Annotated in this window: 15 protein-coding genes and 1 riboswitch; all 15 genes read left to right on the top strand. The window is 33.7% G+C overall.

Translation table 11 applies throughout. The features are described from left to right. Positions 1-28: 28 nt before the first annotated feature. The 15 genes from B5S50_RS01160 (at position 29) to B5S50_RS01075 (ending at position 23,093) form a co-directional block, all read left to right on the top strand. Entirely contained in the window at positions 29-2,935 is a 2,907-nt protein-coding gene (locus B5S50_RS01160) for an Ig-like domain-containing protein (RefSeq protein ID WP_217302867.1), read from the top strand. A gap of 145 nt (positions 2,936-3,080) precedes the next feature. Next, positions 3,081-4,493, top strand: a complete 1,413-nt coding sequence (locus B5S50_RS01155; RefSeq protein WP_065079283.1) for a cell wall-binding repeat-containing protein — start codon at positions 3,081-3,083, stop codon at positions 4,491-4,493. Positions 4,494-4,622: 129 nt separating this feature from the next. Continuing rightward, positions 4,623-4,806, top strand: a riboswitch (cobalamin riboswitch). Between the two features lie 236 nt (positions 4,807-5,042). Further along, positions 5,043-7,007: a cell wall-binding repeat-containing protein gene (locus tag B5S50_RS01150; protein WP_065079282.1), complete on the top strand. Its 1,965-nt coding sequence runs from the start codon at positions 5,043-5,045 to the stop codon at positions 7,005-7,007. A gap of 41 nt (positions 7,008-7,048) precedes the next feature. Continuing rightward, on the top strand, positions 7,049-10,075 hold the full coding sequence (locus tag B5S50_RS21395; RefSeq protein ID WP_254306661.1) for an Ig-like domain-containing protein: 3,027 nt from the start codon (positions 7,049-7,051) through the stop codon (positions 10,073-10,075). Positions 10,076-10,174: 99 nt separating this feature from the next. Further along, positions 10,175-13,078 carry a cell wall-binding repeat-containing protein gene (locus B5S50_RS01125; protein ID WP_065079280.1) on the top strand — a complete coding sequence of 968 codons (2,904 nt, stop codon included), beginning with the start codon at positions 10,175-10,177 and terminating at the stop codon, positions 13,076-13,078. A gap of 84 nt (positions 13,079-13,162) precedes the next feature. Next, entirely contained in the window at positions 13,163-14,101 is a 939-nt protein-coding gene (locus tag B5S50_RS01120; protein ID WP_065079312.1) for an energy-coupling factor transporter transmembrane component T, read from the top strand. After that, positions 14,082-15,710: an ABC transporter ATP-binding protein gene (locus B5S50_RS01115; RefSeq protein ID WP_065079279.1), complete on the top strand. Its 1,629-nt coding sequence runs from the start codon at positions 14,082-14,084 to the stop codon at positions 15,708-15,710. Before B5S50_RS01120 ends, B5S50_RS01115 begins: the two co-directional genes overlap by 20 nt. Beyond that, complete coding sequence (locus B5S50_RS01110; RefSeq protein WP_013238880.1) at positions 15,707-16,396, top strand: ECF transporter S component; 690 nt, start codon at positions 15,707-15,709, stop codon at positions 16,394-16,396. The genes B5S50_RS01115 and B5S50_RS01110 overlap by 4 nt, the downstream gene beginning before the upstream one ends. A 22-nt stretch (positions 16,397-16,418) precedes the next feature. Further along, positions 16,419-17,183, top strand: a complete 765-nt coding sequence (locus B5S50_RS01105) for a DUF4430 domain-containing protein (RefSeq protein ID WP_083985757.1) — start codon at positions 16,419-16,421, stop codon at positions 17,181-17,183. 27 nt (positions 17,184-17,210) lie between these two features. Continuing rightward, the gene (locus tag B5S50_RS01100) at positions 17,211-19,100 is read left to right on the top strand and encodes a cell wall-binding repeat-containing protein (RefSeq protein ID WP_065079278.1); all 1,890 of its coding nucleotides are present in this window, start codon (positions 17,211-17,213) and stop codon (positions 19,098-19,100) included. A gap of 35 nt (positions 19,101-19,135) precedes the next feature. Further along, complete coding sequence (locus tag B5S50_RS01095) at positions 19,136-19,843, top strand: ECF transporter S component (RefSeq protein ID WP_242872159.1); 708 nt, start codon at positions 19,136-19,138, stop codon at positions 19,841-19,843. A gap of 21 nt (positions 19,844-19,864) precedes the next feature. After that, complete coding sequence (locus B5S50_RS01090; protein WP_065079277.1) at positions 19,865-20,608, top strand: DUF4430 domain-containing protein; 744 nt, start codon at positions 19,865-19,867, stop codon at positions 20,606-20,608. Between the two features lie 22 nt (positions 20,609-20,630). Then, the gene (locus tag B5S50_RS01085; protein ID WP_217302866.1) at positions 20,631-21,386 is read left to right on the top strand and encodes an efflux RND transporter periplasmic adaptor subunit; all 756 of its coding nucleotides are present in this window, start codon (positions 20,631-20,633) and stop codon (positions 21,384-21,386) included. A gap of 18 nt (positions 21,387-21,404) precedes the next feature. Continuing rightward, entirely contained in the window at positions 21,405-22,112 is a 708-nt protein-coding gene (locus B5S50_RS01080; RefSeq protein WP_217302865.1) for an efflux RND transporter periplasmic adaptor subunit, read from the top strand. A gap of 12 nt (positions 22,113-22,124) precedes the next feature. Further along, positions 22,125-23,093 (top strand): TIM barrel protein, encoded by a 969-nt coding sequence (locus B5S50_RS01075; RefSeq protein WP_065079275.1) that lies wholly within the window; start codon positions 22,125-22,127, stop codon positions 23,091-23,093. Positions 23,094-23,149: the final 56 nt, after the last annotated feature.

Genomic DNA, 23,149 nt, shown 5'->3' with positions numbered 1-23,149 from the left:
TTTAAATTATATACATGGAGATGATAAAATGTTAAAAAAGAAAATTAAGATGCTAATCTGTGTTTCTATGGTATGTTCTACATTTGTTACAGTAGATTTATTGGGCTTGAACCATACCTATGCAGAAGCTTCAAATACAGGTACATCTGTTGCAAGTGCAACACAAGAGCCTACAACAGATAGCAGCCAGGGCATAAATATTACAAATACAACATTAAAGAGTAAACTTGGACAAGCAGCAGGAAAAGGCAGTGATTATACAGGAGACTTAACAGCAGTTGACCTGGCATCAATAAAAGGAGAAGTTGACCTGTCAAATTCTAATATTACAGATAGTGATATGGCTGTAATGAAATATCTTACAGGAGTAACATCCATAAATTTATCCAACAATACAGCTATAACATATGCAGGATTTGATCAAAAATATTTTGACTGGACGACAGCAAAGAGTTTGAACTTTAGTGGATGCAAAGGAATTGTATATTCAGTAGACAATATGGCTAGTTTAAGTACAAGGGGTCAATTTTATAACTGCGGTAATTTGAAATCAATAGTTTTACCTGAGAATATAACAAATATTATGCCATCTATGTTTGACGGGTGTACAGGACTTACTTCTATAACTATTCCAACTAAAACACTTATAGGCACAAGTGCATTTATGGGATGTACAAATCTTGCAAATGTTACTTTACAAGATGGAGTTACAGGCATAGGGAGCCGTTCTTTTATGTCATGTCCTTCGCTAAAATATATAAAACTGCCAGGTAATATTAACCAAAGTGGCCTACAAGATAGTTTTACAGGAGATACCGGTCTAGTAATAGATGCCAGGGGCACAACGCTAACATCTGCTTACGAAGATAGATGGGGAGATATTACAGGATTAACATACCTTTATGGACAGGATGGAAAATTATCATCCAGTACATTATCTTTAAAAACAGGAGAAGCACAAACAATTACTTCAGAGATACCCTCAGATAAAACTATTACATGGGGAAGTACAGATACCAGTGTGGTAACAGTTTCAGATAAAGGTGAAGTAACAGGAGTAAAACCGGGAACGGCATATGTTTATGCAAAGGCCAGTGACAGCACTTACAGTGGACTTTGCAGTGTGACTGTGACACAAGGAACATTAGTTACAAAGGTAACAAAAATAGATTTAGATAAAACAAGTGCAAGCTTAAAAGAAGGAGATACATTACAGCTTACACCAACAATAACGCCTAAAGATGCAACTAATCAAAAAGTAAATTGGACAAGCAGCGATACATCAATAGCAACAGTAGATGCAAATGGAAAGGTAACAGCGGTAAAAGCAGGAACAGCAGATATAACAGCAGCATCAGATGATAATAAAGATATTACTACTAAGTGTTCAATTACTGTAACTTCTGCTTCACAATCAGGTGATTATATAAGTACAATAAACGGACTTATAGATGGAATAAGCCCAACTTTTGAAACACGTACAGATGATGCATGGCATATGTTTGATTTAATTAAAGCAGGCAAAGCAATACCTGAAAGTTACTTGACAGACCAGGAGAATAAGATAAAACAAGATCCTAATTATTTGTTAACAGGTAGTGGTGACTATGTGAAAGATGATATTCAAAAGTGTGAAGGAATAACACTTACTGTAATAGCAGCAGGAAAAGATCCAACAAATTTTGGAGGAATAAATCTCATAGAGAAAATATACGATAGTAAAACTCTATCGCAAGATATTATGGGGTTGGGAAATGAAGTAAATTGGGCATATGCACTTATAACATTGAATTCAGGAAAATTCAATGTACCTGATACTGCACCATGGACTAGAGCAAATCTAATACAAAAGTTATTGAGTAAACAAAAAAGTGATGGAGGCTGGAATACAAATAGCTGGCCACCAACAATAGGTTCAATGTCAAGTACCACAGCAATTGTAATGACAGCACTTGCACCATATTATAGTACAAATGCTGATGTAAAAACAGCATTGGACAAAGCAATCCAGCTTTTAGAAAACAGACAAACTCCAGATGGAGGGTTCGATGCGACAAGTAATGCTTCATCAAATACTTCTATGACAGCTAGCACAATAATGGGATTATGTGCCATGGGAATAGACCCGGTAACAGATAGTAGATTTGTAAAAAACGGTAAGAATCCTGTGGATGTATTATTAAGTTCTGCTGCTAGTGATAAAACTGGCTTTATGTATAATGGATACAATGATCCAGGAACAACAGCAGCAGGCTTTACGGGAATAACTGCATATAAATTGTTTAAAGAAGGAAAAGGATCTATGTATAATTTTGTACCACAGGATGCAACAGTTACAAAGGTAACAAAAATAGATTTAGATAAAACAAGTGCAAGCGTAGAAAAGGGAAGTACGGTTCAGCTTACAGCAACAGTTGCACCGGAAGATGCCACTAATAAAAACATGAAATGGACAAGTGATAAAACAGATATAGCAGCAGTTGACAATACAGGAAAGGTAACAGGATTAGCGGCGGGAACAGCAACTATAACAGCAACTACTGAAGACGGAGGAAAAACAGCATCATGTACCGTAACGGTTACAGATAATAGCAAGGAAGATAAATCCATGCAGATAACTACTGATTTAGCGAAAGGTACAACGTTTAAACTTGGAAATGATGCTAAAATATCTATAAATGTAAAAAATAATTCTACAGAGACCCAAGAAGCTTCATTGATATTGTCATTGTTTAATAAAGATAATAATAAGTTTATAAGTTGTGTATCTGCACATAAGAATATTCCAGTAGGAGATTCAGCTGATTTAACGGGTAGTATGAAACTTCCAACACAAGGAAACTATGAAATAAGGGCATTTGTTTGGAATAATTTGGACGATATGAAACCTATTTCTGATGTTATAACCATACCAATTAGCGATACAGGTAAATAACTAATTTAAAATAGTTTTAGTTATATAGAATGGATATAGATTATGATATTAAGTAGGATTTAAAGATCTGCTACCAAATTGTGAGGTAAATTGGTAATAAAATTATATATAATAATTAGTTTACGATTAATTTAAGGAGGTCAGTATGAAAAAAATTGTCAGTAAAGTTATTACGCCTTTATTTGTATTAGGCATTGCGGTATCAGGATTTGGAGGCAGTGTAAGTGCGGAGACGGCTTCAAGCACTTCTGCGGCGAATACAGATGCTGATGCAGCTGTAACAGAAGATAGAATTTCAGGAAATAATAGAATAGAAACTTCACTTAAGATAAGTGGAAATGGATGGGAAAATGGAGCAGACACAGTAGTTATAGCACAGGGGTATGGGTATGCAGATGCCCTTTGTGCTGCACCCCTTGCTAAAAAGAACAATGCACCTATAATTCTTTCTAGTAAGGATTCACTCAGTGGAAGCACTATAGATGAGCTTAAAAGACTTAAAGCTAAAAATGCATTTGTAATAGGGGGAACAGGTTCTTTATCAGACGATGTTACAGCTCAACTTAAAAATATTGGAATAAGTAATGTTGAAAGACTTGGTGGGGCAGACAGGTATGAAACTTCTGTAAAAATAGCGCAAAAACTTGGGAGCGTAAGTAGTGTTGTAGTTACTTCGGGAGGCGGTTATGCAGATAGCCTTTCCATAGCTCCTATAGCTGCAAGCAAAGGTATGCCAATACTTTTAACTAGAAGTAACAGTATGCCAGATGTAGTTGAAAATTATATAAAGGGGCAAAGTGTAAGCAAAACTTACGTAGTAGGTGGCACTGCTGTTATTAAAGATGATGTGAAGAATTCACTACCAAATGCTGAGAGGATTGGAGGTGCTACAAGGTTTGATACAAATCTTGATATACTTCAGAATTTTAAGTCTGATCTTAACTTTGACAACGTATATGTTGCAGAAGGAGATGGCCCTAATGGAAATGAATTTGCAGATGCCCTTTCAGGTGCAGCCCTTGCAGCACAGAAGTCGGCTCCATTAGTTCTGATTTATAAAACTATGAATTCAAATAGTGCAAATTTTATAGTGTCTAATATGTCTCAAAAAACAGTTGTTACAGCACTAGGGGGCACTATGGTAGTTCCTGATACAGTTGTCAGTGGTGTTGTTAAGCAATATAACAATAAAAATTCCAACCCGAATCCAAATCCAAATCCTAACCCGATACATCAAGGAGGATCCAGTGGTGGAGGAAATACTACACCTACACAGCAAGGAGATAAACTTGTAAGCATTGATGGAAAAAGTAATGAAGGAATTAATTTGACTATTACTGAGAATACAAATAAGTCTATAACAATACAGGCTAATAGTAAGAATAATACGGATTATGTTACTATTACTTTATATGATGAAGATGGAAATCTTAAGTATATAGATCAGACTACAGGTTCTATGAATTTAAATACTATACTTGACGCTGGAAAATATAAAGGAGTTATAAAGGCTTCAAATACAGATAAAATAAACATACCCGAATTTCAAGTTAAGTAATAGTTTTAATTTTTATATAATTTACTTAATTAAATTAATAGTGCATATTTCAACATTATCTTAATCATTATGAAAATAATGTTGACTTTTCAAAAAATATGTACTACACTTGATACAAAAGTAATAAAAATTTAATATTTAGTATTAGGTGCTATCAAGATGGTAGTTAAAAGGAAAAGTGTAAGAAACACTGCAGCCCACCGTTACTGTATGGAGGATGAAACCCTAATTATGTCACTGGATTTATATCTGGGAAGACAGGGAAGTAAGATGAATCCGAGCCAGGAAGCCTGCCTGATATGTTGTTAATTCTTTCGGAGGGGAAGATATATGTTGCATGTAAAAATGCATGTTTACGATGTAAGTAAATAGTTACATTCGAAATAAAAGGACCCTCAGGGGTCCTTTTTATTTATTTCGTTGTATTTTCGTCTCCTAAAACAGGAGGCCTTTTTTAATTACATCAAGATACTATAAAAAGAATATTCTAAATTGCCATAATATATAGGCAATTATAGAAATATTATATTAATTTGAAGGAGGGATAATATGCAAAAAGTTATAAGTAAATGTACTACATTTTTATTTATGATAGGTATTGCATTGTCTGGCTTTGGAAGTCAGGTGTATGCAGATACAAATATAAGTAAAAATAGAATTTGTGGAAATGACAGAATTGAAACTTCCTTAAAAATAAGTCAGAATGGCTGGAAGGATGGTTCAAGTACTGTAGTTATAGCCCAGGGTTATGGGTATGCAGATGCCCTTTGTGCAGGACCACTTGCTAAAAAATACAATGCGCCTATAATACTTTCCAAGCAAGATGGATTAAGTGATGAGACTATAAGTGAGCTAAAAAGCCTTAAAGCAAGTAAAGCTTTTGTAATTGGAGGTAAGGCCTCACTATCTGATAATGTGGAATCTGAGCTGAAGAATATTGGTATAAATGATGTGGAAAGGCTTGGAGGTGCAACAAGATATGAAACCTCTGTGAAAATAGCTGAAAGTCTAGGAAGTGTAGATAGTATTGTAGTTGCATCTGGCAGTGGTTATGCAGACAGTCTTTCTATAGCACCTATAGCATCTAAAAAAGGAATGCCAATACTTTTATCAGAAAAGGACAGCCTTCCTGATGTAGACACTGAATACATAAAAAAAGTAAATGCAAACAAAAGTTATGTAATAGGTGGAGAAAGTGTTATATCAGATAATATAAAAAATTCTCTTCCAAATGCACAGAGAATTGGAGGAAGTACTAGATTTGAAACAAACTTAGCTGTACTTGAAAATTTCAAGTCTGATCTTGACTTTAGCAATGTGTATATAGCTGAAGGAGATGGACCTAATGGAAATGAATTTGCAGATGCCCTTTCAGGGTCAGCTCTTGCAGCACAGAAATCAGCTCCTTTAGTACTTATGTATAACAGATTAAACTCAAATGTAGAGGATTTTATAAAGTCTAATATTTCTAATAAGACAGTATTTACGGCATTAGGAGGAACTAAAGTAGTTCCAGATGATGCTGTAGATAATATTATAACTGCATACAACCAAGCAAATAGTGGAAAAAACACTAATATTTCAGGTGGGTCTTCAGGAGGATCTAGTGGAGGATATACTCCAGTTCAGCCATCAGGTGATTTAAGTTTAAATTCAGCAAATCAAACTTATGATGGAAATACTTCTGGAAATAAGAACGAAATAATAGGAAATGTAAATATATCAGCAGATAAAGTTTCTCTTCAAAATGTAAAAATTGATGGCACACTTACAATAGATCCAGGTACAAGTGGAGTTAGCACTATAACAAATGTTACCGCTGGTAATATAGTAGTAAAATCTGGGGCAGATCACAGTATTTATTTGAGCAACGTGAAGTCTGATTCACTCCTGGTTAATAGCAGTAACAGCGTAAAGGTTGAGATAAGCAGTGGAACTCAAATAGTAGATACACAAATAGCAAGTAGTGCAACACTAGTGACTCTAAATGATGCTAAATCAACTTTTGGACAAGTTATTGTGGATTCAACTTCAGAGCCGCAAATAACACTTACAGGTGGATTTGAAAATGTTAATGTAAAAAATAAAGCTGACATAAATTTGACAGGAGCCAATGTATCAACAATAAATGCTTCTGAAAGCTTTACTTTAAATATAAATGATAACACATCTACTGTAGCTGCACTAAAGGTGTTAGAAGGTTGCGTTGTTGATGGAAACAAAAAAATAGCACAAACAACTGTAAAAAACATCGTAAATGTAAATAAGTCTGGAATTAACTTAAATATAATTGAAAATACTCCAGATGATATAGATATAAATGCAGTTAGCAAAAATGATAATGATAAAATTGCTTTAACTTTATATGATAGCCAGGGGAACTTGAGTTACATAAATCAATCTGAAAATGGTAACTTACAGGTTAAAACTGCTCTTAAGTCTGGAAAATATCATGGCTTTATCAAATCTTCAAGTACTGAGAAAGTTAATATAAATGAATTTGAAATTAAGTAATAAAGCTATTAGCGATTATGATGTATGAAAGGAGAGAGTATATGAAGGATTTTAAAGTCAAGTTGATGTCATTTTTTGTAACCATAATGATGATGCTTGGTATAGTAGGAACTGGTACAGCTCAAGTATTTGCAGATGGAACTGGATATTCATCTCAAATAAATAGTCTTATAAATTCAATGAGTCCATCTATTATACAAAACATGGGTGATTGGCAGACTTTGGATTTAAATAAGGCAGGAAAAGAAGTACCAGGAAGCTATTTAACAAATCTTGAAAGTAATATAAAAAGTGGTTCAGATTCCTTATCTTTACCTACAGATTATGAGAGAACTTCTTTGGGAATACTTGCAGCTGGTGGAGATCCAACAAACTTTGCTGGAATGAATTTAATAGAAAAAATATATAACAATGAGGGCATCAAAGATCAAGGCATAAATGCCTATGTATTTGCACTTATAGCTCTTGATGCGGGGAAATTTAATATACCTGATGGCTCAAAATGGACTAGAGATAGTTTGATTCAGGGAATATTAGATAATAAGACTACAGATGGGGGCTGGAGTTATAGTGGTGGTTCAGCAGATCCTGATATGACAGGAATGGCACTTTCAGCTTTAGCTCCATATTATGGCACTAAGGCAAATGTAAAATCAGCTGTGGATGGAGCAGTTGAAATACTTGCAAATATTGAGAAGAATGATGGTGGATTTGCATCATGGAGCCCTAAAGATGGCGGTGGCGATGAAAATGCAAACAGTGAAGCTATGGTAATAATAGGATTATGTGATAACAACGTAGATCCAACTACAGATAGTAGATTTACAAAGAATGGTAAAAACCCTTTGGATGCATTATTGAGCTATACAGTAAGTGACAATAGTGGATTTGGATATACAGATAATAAATCAGCTAATGGTATGGCAACAGAACAGGGATTTAGAGCACTAGCTGCATACAATCTTTTTAAAGAAGGCAAAGGATCAGTATATAAGAATTTTGCAGCAAATACTTCAGATACTAAGGTAACTGGAATAAGTCTGGATAAAACAAGTGCAAAGCTTACAGAAGGGGATTCATTACAGCTTATACCAACAATAGCACCAAAAGATGCTACTAACACGAAGGTAGATTGGTCAAGCAGTGATAAAGCTATAGCAGCAGTAGATGGAAATGGAAATGTAACAGCAGTAAAGGCAGGAACAGCAACTATAACAGCAACTACAGAAGATGGACAGAAAACAGCAGTTTGTACTATAACAGTTATTGCCAAAACCGTACCTGACAAAACCATACACGTATCAATGATTATTGATGGATATAAGGGAAATATGTTAACTGATGAAAATATAGAAGCTGCAGAAGGACAAACAGTTTATAGCATGTTTAAAAATGAACTTGCAGCCAAAGGAATAACCTATAAAAATCCTGGTGGCGATTTCTCACCATATATATCTGATATAGCAGGTGAAACGGAAAAAGACAGAGGAGCACAAAGCGGCTGGAAATACAGCGTAAATGGGGTATTCCCTAATGTAGGCTGTGGAAGCGTTAACCTTAAAGATGGAGATAAAGTGCACTGGATATATGTAGAAGGTGCCTGGGATGAAATCCAGTTTAGAGATGTAGATTCAATTAGCTTAGATAAACAAAGCTTGAACTTAAATGTAAATGGTACACAGCAGCTTACAGCTACAATTGATCCAGATAATGCTACAGATAAAGGTGTAACCTGGAAAAGCAGTGACCCTACAGTGGCCAAAGTAGATGAAAATGGAAATGTAACAGCAGTAAAAGCAGGGACAGCAACAATAACAGCAGCATCAGTGGATAATGATAGAACAGATTTTAATCAAAAAAAATATGGGCCTAAAACAGATCAATGTACAATTACAGTAAATTCACAACAACCACAGATAGTAAAGGTGACAGGAGTAAGTCTTGACAAAACAAGTGCAAACTTGACAACAGGAGATACATTGCAGCTTATACCAACGATAACACCAAAAGATGCCACTAACACGAAGATAGATTGGTCAAGCAGTGATAAAACTATAGCAGCAGTAGATGAAAATGGAAAAGTAACAGCAGTAAAGGCTGGAACAGCAGCAATAACAGTAGTATCTGAAGACAATAAAGATGCAAAAGCACAGTGTACAGTTACAGTATCAGATAAAAAGCAAGCTGTTCAGGTAGATTTAAGTGTTACAGGCTATAAGGGAAGTATATTAGATGCTAAATCTATTGAAGCAGAAGGTGGAAAAACAGTAGAACAATTTGTAAAGCAGGTATTAGATGATAAAAAAATAGAATATACTGACGATAATGGATACTTTTCTATGATAGATAATGAATCACAGCGCGATAGAGGAGCAATTAGTGGATGGATGTATGATGTTAATGGCATACAACCAACTTTAGGAATGAAAGATTATAAAGTTAAAAATGGAGATAAAATAAGATTATTTTTTACAAGCGATTTTGGAAAAACTATGTTTAGAGACATAGATAAAATTAGTTTAGACAATACAAAAATGAGCTTAAATGTAGGTGATATACAAACTATTCGAGCAAATGTATCTCCTATAACAGCTACAGAAACGGTAAATTGGTCAAGTAGTGACCCAACGATAGCGGAGGTAGACAACAATGGAAAGGTAACGGCAGTAAAGATAGGAACGGCAACTATAACGGCCTCAGGTAAATATAATAAAAATATAACGGCACAGTGTGCAGTTACAGTAGCTCAGCCATTGGTAATAACTAATTTGACAAAGGATAGTTCATTTAAATTAGGTGATGATGCAAAGATATCTGTAAAAGCTGAAAATAATTCAGGTAAAGACCAAGATGCATCATTAATAGTAGCGTTATATGATGAAGGTGGCAAATTTATCAATTATGTATGTGGAAGACAAACAATAAAAAATAATGATTCATCTATTTTAACGACTATGATGAAACTTCCAGAAGAAGGAGCATACAAATTGAAAGCATTTATTTGGGACAGTTTAGAAAGTATGAATATTATTTCTGATAGTATAGATATACCCGTCCAATCAAAATAAATAAAATTTAAAATATGTTTTAAAGGATGGCTTCTCTTACTCAGCCATTCTTTAAGCAGTTTTAAATAATTAAAACTATAAGTTCTTAAGGGGGATACTATGAAAAAAATTATAACTAAGATTATTATGTTTTTGTTTATAGTAAGTATTGGAATGTGTGGTTTTAGTGGAAGTGCATATGCAGAATCAGGTGCGAATGCAAAAACTACACAGCAAAGTGTAAATATAAGTAAAGACAGGATTTATGGAAATGATAGAATTGAAACTTCACTGAAAATAAGTCAAAGTGGTTGGAAAAATGGTTCAAGCACTGTAGTTATAGCCCAGGGTTATGGGTATGCAGATGCCCTTTGTGCAGGACCACTTGCTAAAAAATATAATGCACCTATAATACTTTCAAAGCAAGATGGATTAAGTGATGAGACTGTAAGTGAATTAAAAAGACTTAAGGTAAGTAAAGCTTTTGTAATTGGAGGTAAAGCTTCATTATCTGATAATGTGGAATCTGAACTAAAAAATATTGGTATAAATGATGTAGAGAGGCTCGAAGGTGCAACAAGATATGAAACTTCTGTGAAAATAGCTGAAAGTTTAGGAAATAGTGTAAATAGTATTGTAGTTGCATCTGGAAACGGCTATGCAGACAGTCTTTCTATAGCACCTATAGCTTCAAAAAAAGGAATGCCAATACTTTTATCACAAAAGGATATTCTTCCTGATGTAGTTAAAAATTATATAAAAAAAGTAAACGTGAACAAAAGTTATGTAATAGGTGGAATAAATTCTATATCTGATAATATAACAAATTCGCTCTCAAATGTGCAGAGAATTGGAGGAAGTAATAGATTTGAAACAAACTTAGCTGTACTTCAAAATTTTAAATCTGATTTTGATTTTAGCAATGTGTATATAGCTGAGGGAAATGGAACAAGTGGAAATGAATTTGCAGATGCTCTTTCAGGTTCAGCTCTTGCAGCTCAAAAATCTGCTCCTGTTGTACTTGTTTATAATACAATATCTACCGACACTGCAAATTTTATAAAGTCTAATATGTCCAAGGATACTGTTCTTACAGCTTTAGGTGGAACATTAGTAGTACCTGATGTAATTTTAAATGGAATTGAAGATTTATTTAATGGCAAAACCCCTGACAGTGGTATAGGAAATCCCACTACAGCAACTACAACTACAACTATAACTACAAACCCTACTTCAGATAAGTTACATGTGTCACTTGTAATTGATGGTTATAAAGGAAATGTAATCAATGAAACAAATTTAGAGGCTGCCAAAGGAGAGTCAGTTTACGACTTGCTTAAAAGTACTCTTGATAGTAAGGGAATAAAATTTGTAAATAAGGGAACTGGTGGCAGTACTACGGGTGCAGCTGTATATATATCAAGTATAGATGGAGAAACGGAATTTGATAGGCCAAGAGGAAATGGACAGACAAATCAGAGTGGATGGAAATACAGTGTGGATGGCACTTTTCCAAATCATGGCTGTGGAGTAGAATACATTAACAATGACAATGAAAAAATACACTGGATTTATGTTGTTGGAGCTTGGGATGAGACTCAATTTAGAGATGTAGATTCAATTACTCTTAACAAAACTGATTTAACTTTAAATGCAAATCAAACTGAAAATCTTACAGCTGCTGTTAGCCCTTCTAATGCTACTGATAAAGATGTAACATGGGAAAGCAGTGATAAAACTGTAGCCACAGTAGACAGTAATGGTAAAGTAACAGCCGTAAATTCAGGTACAGCAACAATAACAGCAAATTCAATAGATAATACAAAGGGATTTGTTCGTAATTATACACCACAATCTGCTTCCTGTAAGGTTACTGTTAATTCATCAAATTCAGGTGGAAATACTCCATCTTCTATTTCTGTAACAGGAATAACTTTAGATAAAACAGGAACTGTTGCAGTAGGAGGTACACTCCAGTTAAAGGCATCAGTACAACCAGATAATGCTACTGATAAAAATGTAAATTGGTCAAGTAGTGATAAGACTATAGCAGCAGTAGATGGAAAAGGATTGGTAACAGGAGTAAAAGAAGGAACAGCAACAATAACAGCAGTTACGGAAGATGGAAATAAAACAGCAGCTTGCACTATAACGGTAAAAAACTCCCAGATAAAAGATTATACATCATCTATAAATAATCTTATAAATGGAATAAGCTCAAGCATTACAAGTAATAATTGTGATGATTGGATTGCCCTTGGATTAAATAAAACAAGCAATCAGGTACCAAAAGATTATTTATCAAAATTGCAGGACAGAATAACAAGCAATACAAAAGGAGGAGTACTGGATTTAGGACAACCTACGGAGTATGAAAGAACTACACTAGCAGTACTTGTAGCTGGAGGAAACCCTACAAATATATCAGGTCAGAACCTTATAGAAAAAATGTGCAACAGTGATATGGACAGCCAGGGGATAAATGCCTATGTGTTTGGACTTATAGCCCTTGACTCAAAAAATTTCAAGGTACCGGATAATGCAAAATGGACTAGAGATACTTTAATTAAAGCTATATTAAATAATAAAACCAAAGACGGTGGCTGGAGTTATGCTGGTGATTCAGCAGATCCTGATATGACTGGTATGGCAATTTCTGCACTAGCTCCATATTACAGCACTAATTCAGATGTAAAGTCAGCTGTTGATGCGGCGGTTAATACACTTTCCAAAATACAAGAAGGTGACGGTGGATTTGTATCCTGTGGCATTGAAAATAGTGAGAGTTCAGCTCAAGTTATAATAGGTTTGTGCGCAAATGGTATAGATCCAACTACAGACAGCAGATTTATAAAAAATGGTAAAAATCCAATGGATTCACTATTGAGCTTTGCCACAAGTGACAACAAAGGTTTTGGACATACAGATACTTCATTGAATGGTATGTCTACAGAACAGGGATTGGAAGCTGTGGCAGCATATAATCTTTTTAAGAGTAAAGGAGGATCTCTATATAAATTTTAGTTAATGAATATAGATAGCTTAGAGAATGGCTTACTTTTACTAAGTCATTCTTCAGTTAATTTTAAGGAAGTGAGAATTAATATAATGAGTGAAGGAGTAAAAGCAGTACCTTTGTCAAAATCACGGAATAGGGAAAAGGTTAGACATTTTATTGACTTTAAACAGTATCATGTTCTTACTGCATCACTGGTATTTATGTCTATGATGATTATAATATTTTCTAATGATAATCCAGTAATACTTGGATCTGTGTACATATTTATTATAGGAATGATAATATTTTCAAAGGAAAAACAAAAGTTTAAAACCGGATTTTATTATTTTATTCCAATTGCTATTTTGATAATAGTTATAAATATGCTTTTTGTAAGTTCAGGAAGCACTACCCTTTTTTATCTTTTTCACAAGCGTTTTACATTAGAAGCTGTAATTTATGCAGTAGTTATGTGTTTTAAATTTTTAGCTGTCATATATCTCTTTTTAATACTTGAAATCATGATTGATACGGATAAAGCAGTTTCCTATTTTTCGTCTATAATGCCAAAGTCCACTCTCATGCTTATGATAAGTTTTAAGCTTATTCCAACTATGAAAGACAGATTTAAGAATTTAAAAGAAATATATGAAATAAGGGGAGTTATATTTAACAAGAAAAAAGCGAAGGAAAAAGCACACAGCTATATTCCCGTAATGTCGGTACTTTTAGAGGATTCTATGGAAGGTTCTTTTAGCATAGGTGAATCTGCCTATGTAAGGGGATTTTTAAGTGGCAGCAGGAGCGTTTATGATAGACAAAAATTTAAAAACAAGGACTGGGAAGTTATAGTTTTAAGTGTAGCTCTCATGATATTTTATGGTGTAGCACAATTTAAAAAATGGGTGGAGTTTAACATATATGATGGTGTGACTGCTGTTAATTTTTTTAATGTTGGTATAGCCATAATTATTGCGTTTATAGTAGTAATTACTTTAACCATAATTTTTAATAGTGAGGAGAAGGAATATGTCGTATATAGAGATTAGCAATTTAAATTTCACTTATCCCCTTGAGAAACACAAGTCGCTAAAAGACATAAATTTGTCTCTGGAGAAAAATGATTTTCTTCTCATAGCAGGTAGATCAGGCTCTGGAAAATCTACACTTGCAAGGGCTATAGTAGGAACAGTACCTAATTTTTATGGAGGTACTATAGGTGGAGAAATAAAAATAGATGGTGAATTGGTAAACAAAATGAGCCATAAGGAAAGGGCAAAAAAAATAACTATGGTTTTTCAAGATCCGGAAAAGCAGCTTGTTATGAACAAAGTACACAGGGAAATAGCTTTTGGACTTGAAAATATAGGAGCAGATGAAGAAGTGATAAAAAGGAGAGTTTATGAAGCTCTTCAGTTTTCTGGTATACTTCATTTGGCAGAAAGGGATGTAACTTCTCTCTCAGGAGGAGAAAAACAAAAAGTGGCAGTAGCCTCTGCCCTTGTATATATGCCAAGCTGCATAATATTAGATGAACCTACCTCTCAGCTTGATCCTTCATCTGCAGAGGAAATGTTAAATTTAGTAAAAAAGATAAATCAAGAGCTTGGAATAACGGTTATAGTTATTGAGCAGAGAGTAAACAGATGGTTTGATACTGTTGACTCTATAGCAATTATGAACGATGGAACTTTAAAATTGTTTAAAGATAAAAAGGATTTTTATGATAATTGCAATGAAAGACAGTACATGTTTATGCCAGATTATCTTAAGTTTTTTAAAAAATTGGATTTTAATACTATGCCCCAGGATTTTAAAGATGCAAGGGTTAAGATTTTAAACAGTTCTTTGAAATTAAAAGAAAAGGATAAAAGTATTTTTAAGGAAAACGATGAAGCCGAGGTACTTTCTGTAAAGAAAATGGGCTGCAAATATGGCTCAAAAAAGGTTTTGAAGAATTTAAATTTTAATGTAAAAAAAGGTGAATTTATAAGCATAATGGGAGCTAATGGCGCAGGAAAAAGTACTCTTTTAAAATGTGTTATGGGGCTTAAGAATTACGAAGGAACAATAAAGCTTTATGGGAAAGACACATCTAAGATGAATATACGTCAAATAGCAAAGCATATAGGATATGTATCTCAAAATCCTAATGACTATTTGTCTAAGGAAAGTGTATATGAAGAAGTAAAATTTACTATGGATAACTATGGTATATATGATGAGAAGGTTATAAAAAATATCTTAAAAGAACTTGAAATATATGACTTGAGAGAAAAAAATCCAAGAGATTTAAGTGGTGGACAGCGTCAAAGGGTAGCAATTGCCACTATACTTGTTTTGCAGCCGGATATAATCTTACTTGATGAACCTACCAGGGGACTGGAAAGTGGACTTAAATATAAGTTAGGCAAATTACTGGAAAGATTAAATAAAAAAGGCACATCTATTGTACTCATAACCCATGATACTGATTTTGCCAGTAATTTTTGCAAAAGGTATATGATTATGTTTAACGGTGCCATAGTAGCGGATGGGGATAAAAAACAGGTACTAGGAGATGGAATATTTTATACTACTTCCATGAATAAACTGCTTAGAGATAGGGAAGACAGTATATTTACATTGGAAGAAGCGCTTGGAAGGTGTGAGGTATGAAAAGATTAATAATTGCAATTACAGCTGCCATAATTATAGTATTAATGGCGCTTACAGTAAAGAGTGATTTTCAAACCGGAGTTTCAGTTATGTGCATGGTTGGTGTTTTTGCAATACTGTTTATGAGTTATTTCTATTTTGAAAAAAGTAATGCAGGAACAAAAGAAATAGCAATTATAGCTACGTTGAGTGCTTTTGCCACCGTTGGCAGAATAGCTTTTGCGCCTATTCCAAATGTAAAACCTGTTACATTTTTAGTTGCTTTAACTGGATTTGTGTTTGGACCTTATGAGGGATTTTTAGTTGGAAGTACTACAGCTTTTTTATCCAATATATTCTTTGGACAGGGTCCCTGGACACCATGGCAGATGTTTTGCTGGGGACTTGTGGGAATTATAGCAGGCTTTTGGGGTAAAAAAGGAAAAAAAGTATCAGCTTTTAATTTTTCAGTAGTATGCTTCTTATTTGGCTTTATGTTTGATTGGATTATGGATCTTCAATATATAATTGGATTTGTAAAGCCTTTAAATTTCTGGACGTTTATAGGAGGATATGTATCAGGCCTTACTTTTGATGTTTTACATGGAGGAAGTTCATTTATATTTTCAATTATATTTTATGATAGCTTTTTACCTGTATTCAAGCGGTATAAGCGAAAACTCATTATAAGTTATATCCAGCAATAAATAAAGGAGGTAATGTGTATTTATGAATATTAAGAAGAACAAAAAGAAGTATGTTATAGCAATTACTGCCTTTGCTATATTTGTAATTATGTTTACTTTTGGCTTAAAAGCTGAAAGAATGTATGCTAATACGCTGACAAATAAGCAGATGAGTGCTGAAAATTCTCAAAGCAAATCCAGCCATAAAAATGCTGCAGGTAATGCTGCAGAAAATAAAAATGATTCTACTTCAAAGTCTTCTGAAAACGGTAGTAAATCTTCTGGTTCTGGTGGATCTTCTTCTGCAAGTAGTAAGTCTTCTTTAGATTATCCATCAAACACTGAATCTAAAAATGGATCAAAATCAAGTAATCCTTCTACTGTTACCTCAAAAGGAAGTGTAAAGGTTACTTCTACAGATCCAGAGAGCAAGTGTACTTTTCAGGTTATCGATACAGTCCACGGCAATAAAATGGTTGTTTCAAAAGATGTGGACAAAAGTATGGAGGGTGAAACTGTAGGATATATAACGGAAAGAATTTTGGATGATGCTAAGATAAATTATAGATGTACAGGTTCTGTTTCTACACTTTATTTTGCAGCTATAGATGGACTTGAAGAGAAAAAAGCTGGAAAACTTTCAGGATGGTGCTATTATATCAGAAAAAATGGAGACAACGTATTTCACAAACCTAATATAGGCAGTGGACAGTGGACATGGCACAATGGTGATGTAATAGTTTGGAAGTATCTTGCTGATGGAATTCATGATGGCTATGAAGGTGACTGGGGAAAGAGCAGTTTCTAAAATAAAAGAGAAGGGAATGAAAGTAATATGAAAAAGAATATTAATAAGTTTATTGTATTTTTATGTACACTGGGTATTACAATATCTGGGTTTGAAGCAAATGTAAATGCTGATGCAGGAAGTAAAAATTCTGCTGCTAAAACTATAACTAGAGATAGAATTTATGGAAGCGATAGAATTGGAACTTCACTTAAAATAAGTCAAAATGGGTGGAAAGATGGGTCCAGTACTGTAGTTATAGCACAGGGATATGGTTATGCAGATGCTCTTTGTGCAGCTCCTCTTGCAAAAAAATTCAATGCACCTATAATTCTTTCAAGGCAGGATGCCTTAAATGATAATACTATAAGTGAAATTAAAAGACTTAAAGCAAGTAAGGTGTTTTTAATTGGAGGAACAGCTTCATTATCTGACAATATAGTAACTCAACTAAAAGGTCTTGGGATAAGTGATATACAAAGACTTGGAGGTACAAATAGATATGAAACTTCAGTGAAGGTAGCCCAGAATATTGGTAATGTAGATAGTGCCGTAGTTGCATCAGGAAATGGTTATGCAGATAGCCTCTCTATAGCACCAATAGCTGCAAGTAAAGGCATGCCAATACTTTTATCAGGAAGTGGAAGCCTACCAGATGTAGTAAGTAACTATATAAAAGGCAGTAACGTAAAAAAGACTTATGTAGTAGGGGGAACTGCTTCTATAGGAGATAACGTAAAAAATGTACTTCCAAATGCTGAAAGGTTAGGAGGTTCTACTAGATTTGAAACAAATCTTTCTATACTTCAAAATTTTAAATCAGATCTTAAATTTGACAATGTTTATATAGCAGAAGGAGACGGACCAAGTGGAAATGAATTTGCAGATGCACTTTCAGGTTCAGATCTTGCAGCAGAAAAATCTGCTCCTATGGTACTTGTTTATAAAACTATTTCTACTAATACTTCAAATTTTATAAAATCTAATATGTCAGATAATACTGTACTTACAGCTTTAGGCAGCAATTTAGTTGTACCTGATTCAATTTTAGATGAAATTGAAGGTATATCTAGTGGAGTTTCTTCTTCTGTAGACAATTCCTTAAATTCAGCTGTAAGCAAAATACTAAGTAATGCAGAAAAAGAAGGATTAGATGATTGGCAGGCATTAGCAATATCGAGATATAGGGCAGCAGTTCCTGCAAGTTATCTGAGTAATCTTCAAAATAGCATAAGTTCTGTAAATGGAGAATTAACACAACCTACTGATTATGAGAGGACTACTTTAGCACTTATGGCCATAGGACAGGATCCTACAAATTTTCAGGCTGGTGATAAAAGTTATAATCTCATAGAAAAGATATATAATAACAAAGATATATCGGAACAGGGAATAAATGCAGAAGTATTTGCACTTATAGCTCTGGATTCTGGAAACTTTAACATACCACAAGATTCTGCATGGACAAGAGATAAATTAATAAGTGAAGTCTTAAAGAATAGAACAAATGATAAAGGTTGGGATTATGCTGGGGAGAAAGCTGATCCGGATATGACTGGTATGGCACTTACGGCTTTAGCACCTTATAAAGATAAAGAAGATGTGAAGGATGCTGTTAGTACAGCTTTTGATAAACTTTCTTCTATGCAAGATGCAGATGGTGGTTATTCTTCCTGGGGAGTATCTAATAGTGAGAGTATATCACAGGTCATAATAGCTCTCTGTGCCAACGGAATAGATCCTACAAGTGAATCTTTTACTAAAAATGGGAAGACCACAATAGATGCCCTTTTAAGTTATGAAGTAGCAGGTGGAGGATTCTGCCATGTAAAAGGAACAGGATACAATGCTATGGCAACGGAACAGGCAACTCAAGCACTTGAGGCATATAAGATGTTTAAGGGAAATGCAGGGAGAGGTATATATAAATTTAAATAGACTATTAATGTATTAAAAATATTGGAAGGTGTAAAATGATAAAAAAAATAGTAATTCCATTTACGGCTGTTATTATTATAGCTCTTATGGCTCTTACATTTAAAAATGATGTTCAAACAGGAGCTTCTCTTATGTCTACAATTGGGGTATTTGCCATACTTTTTTTAAGCTATTTTTATTTTGAAAAAAGCAATGCAGGTACAAAGGAAATAGCAATTATAGCTACATTAAGTGCTTTTGCAGCTGTTTCAAGAGTAGCTTTTGCACCTGTTCCAAATGTAAAGCCGGTAACTTTTTTAGTAGCACTAACTGGTTTTGTGTTCGGTCCTTATGAAGGTTTCTTAGTGGGAAGCAGCACAGCTTTTTTATCTAATATATTTTTTGGACAAGGACCTTGGACTCCATGGCAGATGTTTTCCTGGGGACTTGTAGGAATTATAGCGGGTTTTTGGGGTAGAAAGGGAACTAAAGTTTCAGCTATAAAGTTTTCTCTTGTATGCTTTTTGTTTGGATTTATGTTCGATTGGATTATGAATATATGGTATGTATCTGCATTTATAAAACCTATAAATATAGCAAGTATTATAGGAGCATATATATCAGGACTTACCTTTGATATTTTGCATGGAGGGGGTTCTTTCATATTTTCAATTATATTTTACGATAGTTTTTTTCCTGTCCTACAGAGGTATAAGAAAAAGCTTAGCATAACTTATATAAATGGCGAAAATATAGTAGATTAAGGGAAAAGGAGATGATTGTGATTGAATAAAAAGAAAAAATATATTATAGCTGTAGTAGCATTTGTGGTCTGTGCCATCTTATTTACATTTGCTATAAAGGCTGAGAGAATGTATAGTGATAGCCTTACAAATAAGCAGACAAGTTCTCAAGATACAAATAGTAAATCAAAGGCACTTAGTCAGTCACAGGGTGCTAAAGATAAAGAAAATGGAAAATCAAAAGATTCATCTAAAAGCTCCAGTGGAGCACCTTCTTCTGAAACTCAAAAAAATGATAAATCCTCATATATAAGTTCTGCGGGAAGTGGCTCAGGGAGTAATTCCAGCCAGAAAGAAAATAATCCTGAAGCTTCCCAATCTTCAGGTGAAAATATAGTGGTTAAGTCGGGTGATCCAGAAGAAAATAATTCTTTTCAGTTTATTGATACAGTTAATGGTAATAGTGTTTTTTTAAGAAAAGATGTAAACAACATGGACGGTGAAACGGTAGGTTACATAACGGAAAGAATTTTGGATGATGCTAAAATAAATTACAAATGTACGGGATCTGCTTCTACAGTATATTTTGCAGCTATAAAAGGGCTGGAAGAGAAAAAGGCAGGAAGGCTTTCTGGATGGTGTTATTATGTTAGAAAAAAGGGACAAAGCAAGTTTGTAAAACCAAACGTTGGAAGTGGTCAGTGGATATATCATACTGGGGATATAGTTGTATGGAAATACTTAGCTGATGGCATACATGACGGTTATTCAGATGATTGGAAATAATATGATTCATGGGAGGATGCAGATGAAAAAAGCTATTTTATTTTGTTTAGCTATTGGAATATTTTTTAGTGGATGCAGTTCTACAAATAGTATAAGTAATACTAAATCTACAAACTTAGCTATATCAAATTCTGATACTAACTTTATAATGGGTGGAAAGATTGCAACAAATGACAATGTAGATATAACTTCTAATATTTCCGGAAGAGTTTCTGAAATATTCACAGAATTAGGTAAAAAGGTAAATTCGGGAGATGTTGTTATTAAATTAGATACATCAGATTTACAGAGCAAAGTTGATCAGGCTAAGTCAGCAGTAAATGCAGCACAGGCAAACCTATCTAGTGCAACTATTTCAACTGCATCTAATATTTCTGAATATCAATCTGAGCTGGCTCAGGCTCAAGCTCAATTAAAAACTTCAGAGGCATCTTTAAAAGATGCCTCTATTACAGCACCTATTTCAGGTACAGTAAGTTCACAAAACATTAATGTAGGAGACATGGTTATTCCAGGTAAACCACTTGTTTCAATAGTTAATGCAGAGAATCTCTATGTAAATGTATATGCACCAATAAACATTTTAAATCAAATTCAAGTTGGGCAGAGTGTAGTGATAAAAGTACCAGATATCTCAGATAATGAGTTTTCGGGAAAGATAGCTGTCATAAATTCAAAAGTGAATTTACAGAGCCAGGATGTTCTTGTAAAGGTAACTTTAAATAGTAAAAATGGACTTTTAAAACCAGGTATGTTTGCAGAGGTTGGATTGAAATAATGAAAAAGGTGGGTTAATATGAAACTTGGTACAGTCATTAATATAATTAAAAATCGTAAAAAAGTGGTTATAGGAATATTAGCATCAGTTTTAATGATAGCTATTGGTTGGGTTTCCTATTATGTATATGAACACGTGTATTATGTAGCTGCTGATGATGCAAAAGTTACTGCTGATGTGATTAAAGTAGGTTCACAAATTCAAGGAAAAGTACTACAATTTAATGTAAACGAAGGAGATTTAGTTAGCAAAGATGAAATATTGGCACGTCAGGATATGGGTAATCTTCCGGACTCTAGTATAGAACAATCTTTAATAAAATCACCTATTGACGGTATTGTTGTAAAAAAGGAAGTGAATGCAGGGAAAGTTTTATCTCCAGGAAAAACTGCAGCACTTTTAGCAGATCCTGAAAATTTTTATGTTACTGCAAAGATAGATGAAACAAAAATAAGAAGATTAAAGGTTGGACAACCTGTTCAGATAACTATAGATGAATATGGTTCACAAAAATTTCAAGGAAAAATAAAATCTATAGGTGAAATGACAGAAGATGCGTTAAATCCCACAGCATATTCAACTGACGGAAAGCATAACAGAAAAGTTGAAAAAATACCTGTAAAAATTGTATTTGACAATTCTAAAAAATTAAAAAGTCAACTTACTATGGGTACCAATGCGTCTGTAAAAATTTGTGTAGTAAACGAAAATACTAAAAGTAAATAGGAGATATAAAAAATGCTAAAGTTAATGAATTTGTCTACATATAATTATGATGTTGAAAGATTTGATTGTAATAAAAATAATATCATAAAATTTTTAAAAAAACATAAAATGAATGGTATTGAGCTTTTGCATCCCATAGGGTTAGATGAAAATATTATTCCATGTAACCTTGTTAAAGGCGTCCATTTAAAGTATTATCCTACATGGCTAGATTTTTGGAATAATAATACACAGGAACTTTTAAAACAATTCAAAAGTTTGGATGTTATTGAAAAATATTATGGTGGTACTAACAGAGAAATTATGATAGAGCACTACAGAAAAGAGATTAAAATGGCTGATAAGATTGGTGCAGAATATGCTGTTCTTCATGTAGCTCATGTACAAGAAAAGCATGTTTTCAATTATGATTTTACATATACTGATAAAGAAATTATAGATGCTGCTAGTGATCTAATAAATGAAGTTTTTAAAGGCATGGATACAAACATAAAATTACTATTTGAAAATGAGTGGTGGCCTGGATTTACCATGTTAAGTTATGAAAATGCGTATAGGTTATTAGATAAAGTTAATTATTCAAATAAAGGATTTGTATTGGATACATCACATTTAATGAATACAAATTTGCATCTTAAAAGTGAAAAACAGGGAATTGAATATATAATAAATACTGTAAAAAATTTAGGAGAATTAAAAAAAATAATAAAGGGTATACATCTTAATTGTTCTTTATCAGGTGAATACGTAATGGAAAAAATAAGTAGCACAAGAGGAAAAGAGTTTACGTTACCTCCAATGAGTGAAGAAATGTATATGCATGTTTTTAATATAGACAGCCATAAGCCTTTTACAGACACTTGTGTAAAAAAGCTGCTGGATTTTGTAAAACCGGAGTATCTTGTCTACGAGCTTGTTGGAAACTCTATTGGAGAGCTAGAACAATATATCGACACTCAAGATGCAGCTTGTTTACTATAATAGGCACATTAAACAGAAGTTTAGCACTTAAAAAATTTTTAGGACGGTAGTCCTTT

The sequence above is a fragment of the Clostridium sp. 001 genome, from assembly GCF_019056555.1.
Lineage (GTDB): Bacteria > Bacillota > Clostridia > Clostridiales > Clostridiaceae > Clostridium_B > Clostridium_B ragsdalei.
The sequence above is the reverse complement of the archived record's forward strand: the minus strand, read 5'-3'. Positions and strand labels throughout refer to the sequence as shown.

What these genes read in the sequence shown, in the direction of transcription:
- B5S50_RS01160 (WP_217302867.1), top strand. Translation starts at nt 29, where the DNA reads ATGTTAAAAAAGAAAATTAAGATGCTAATCTGTGTTTCTATGGTATGT.
- B5S50_RS01155 (WP_065079283.1), top strand. Translation starts at nt 3,081, where the DNA reads ATGAAAAAAATTGTCAGTAAAGTTATTACGCCTTTATTTGTATTAGGC.
- B5S50_RS01150 (WP_065079282.1), top strand. Translation starts at nt 5,043, where the DNA reads ATGCAAAAAGTTATAAGTAAATGTACTACATTTTTATTTATGATAGGT.
- B5S50_RS21395 (WP_254306661.1), top strand. Translation starts at nt 7,049, where the DNA reads ATGAAGGATTTTAAAGTCAAGTTGATGTCATTTTTTGTAACCATAATG.
- B5S50_RS01125 (WP_065079280.1), top strand. Translation starts at nt 10,175, where the DNA reads ATGAAAAAAATTATAACTAAGATTATTATGTTTTTGTTTATAGTAAGT.
- B5S50_RS01120 (WP_065079312.1), top strand. Translation starts at nt 13,163, where the DNA reads ATGAGTGAAGGAGTAAAAGCAGTACCTTTGTCAAAATCACGGAATAGG.
- B5S50_RS01115 (WP_065079279.1), top strand. Translation starts at nt 14,082, where the DNA reads ATGTCGTATATAGAGATTAGCAATTTAAATTTCACTTATCCCCTTGAG.
- B5S50_RS01110 (WP_013238880.1), top strand. Translation starts at nt 15,707, where the DNA reads ATGAAAAGATTAATAATTGCAATTACAGCTGCCATAATTATAGTATTA.
- B5S50_RS01105 (WP_083985757.1), top strand. Translation starts at nt 16,419, where the DNA reads ATGAATATTAAGAAGAACAAAAAGAAGTATGTTATAGCAATTACTGCC.
- B5S50_RS01100 (WP_065079278.1), top strand. Translation starts at nt 17,211, where the DNA reads ATGAAAAAGAATATTAATAAGTTTATTGTATTTTTATGTACACTGGGT.
- B5S50_RS01095 (WP_242872159.1), top strand. Translation starts at nt 19,136, where the DNA reads ATGATAAAAAAAATAGTAATTCCATTTACGGCTGTTATTATTATAGCT.
- B5S50_RS01085 (WP_217302866.1), top strand. Translation starts at nt 20,631, where the DNA reads ATGAAAAAAGCTATTTTATTTTGTTTAGCTATTGGAATATTTTTTAGT.
- B5S50_RS01080 (WP_217302865.1), top strand. Translation starts at nt 21,405, where the DNA reads ATGAAACTTGGTACAGTCATTAATATAATTAAAAATCGTAAAAAAGTG.
- B5S50_RS01075 (WP_065079275.1), top strand. Translation starts at nt 22,125, where the DNA reads ATGCTAAAGTTAATGAATTTGTCTACATATAATTATGATGTTGAAAGA.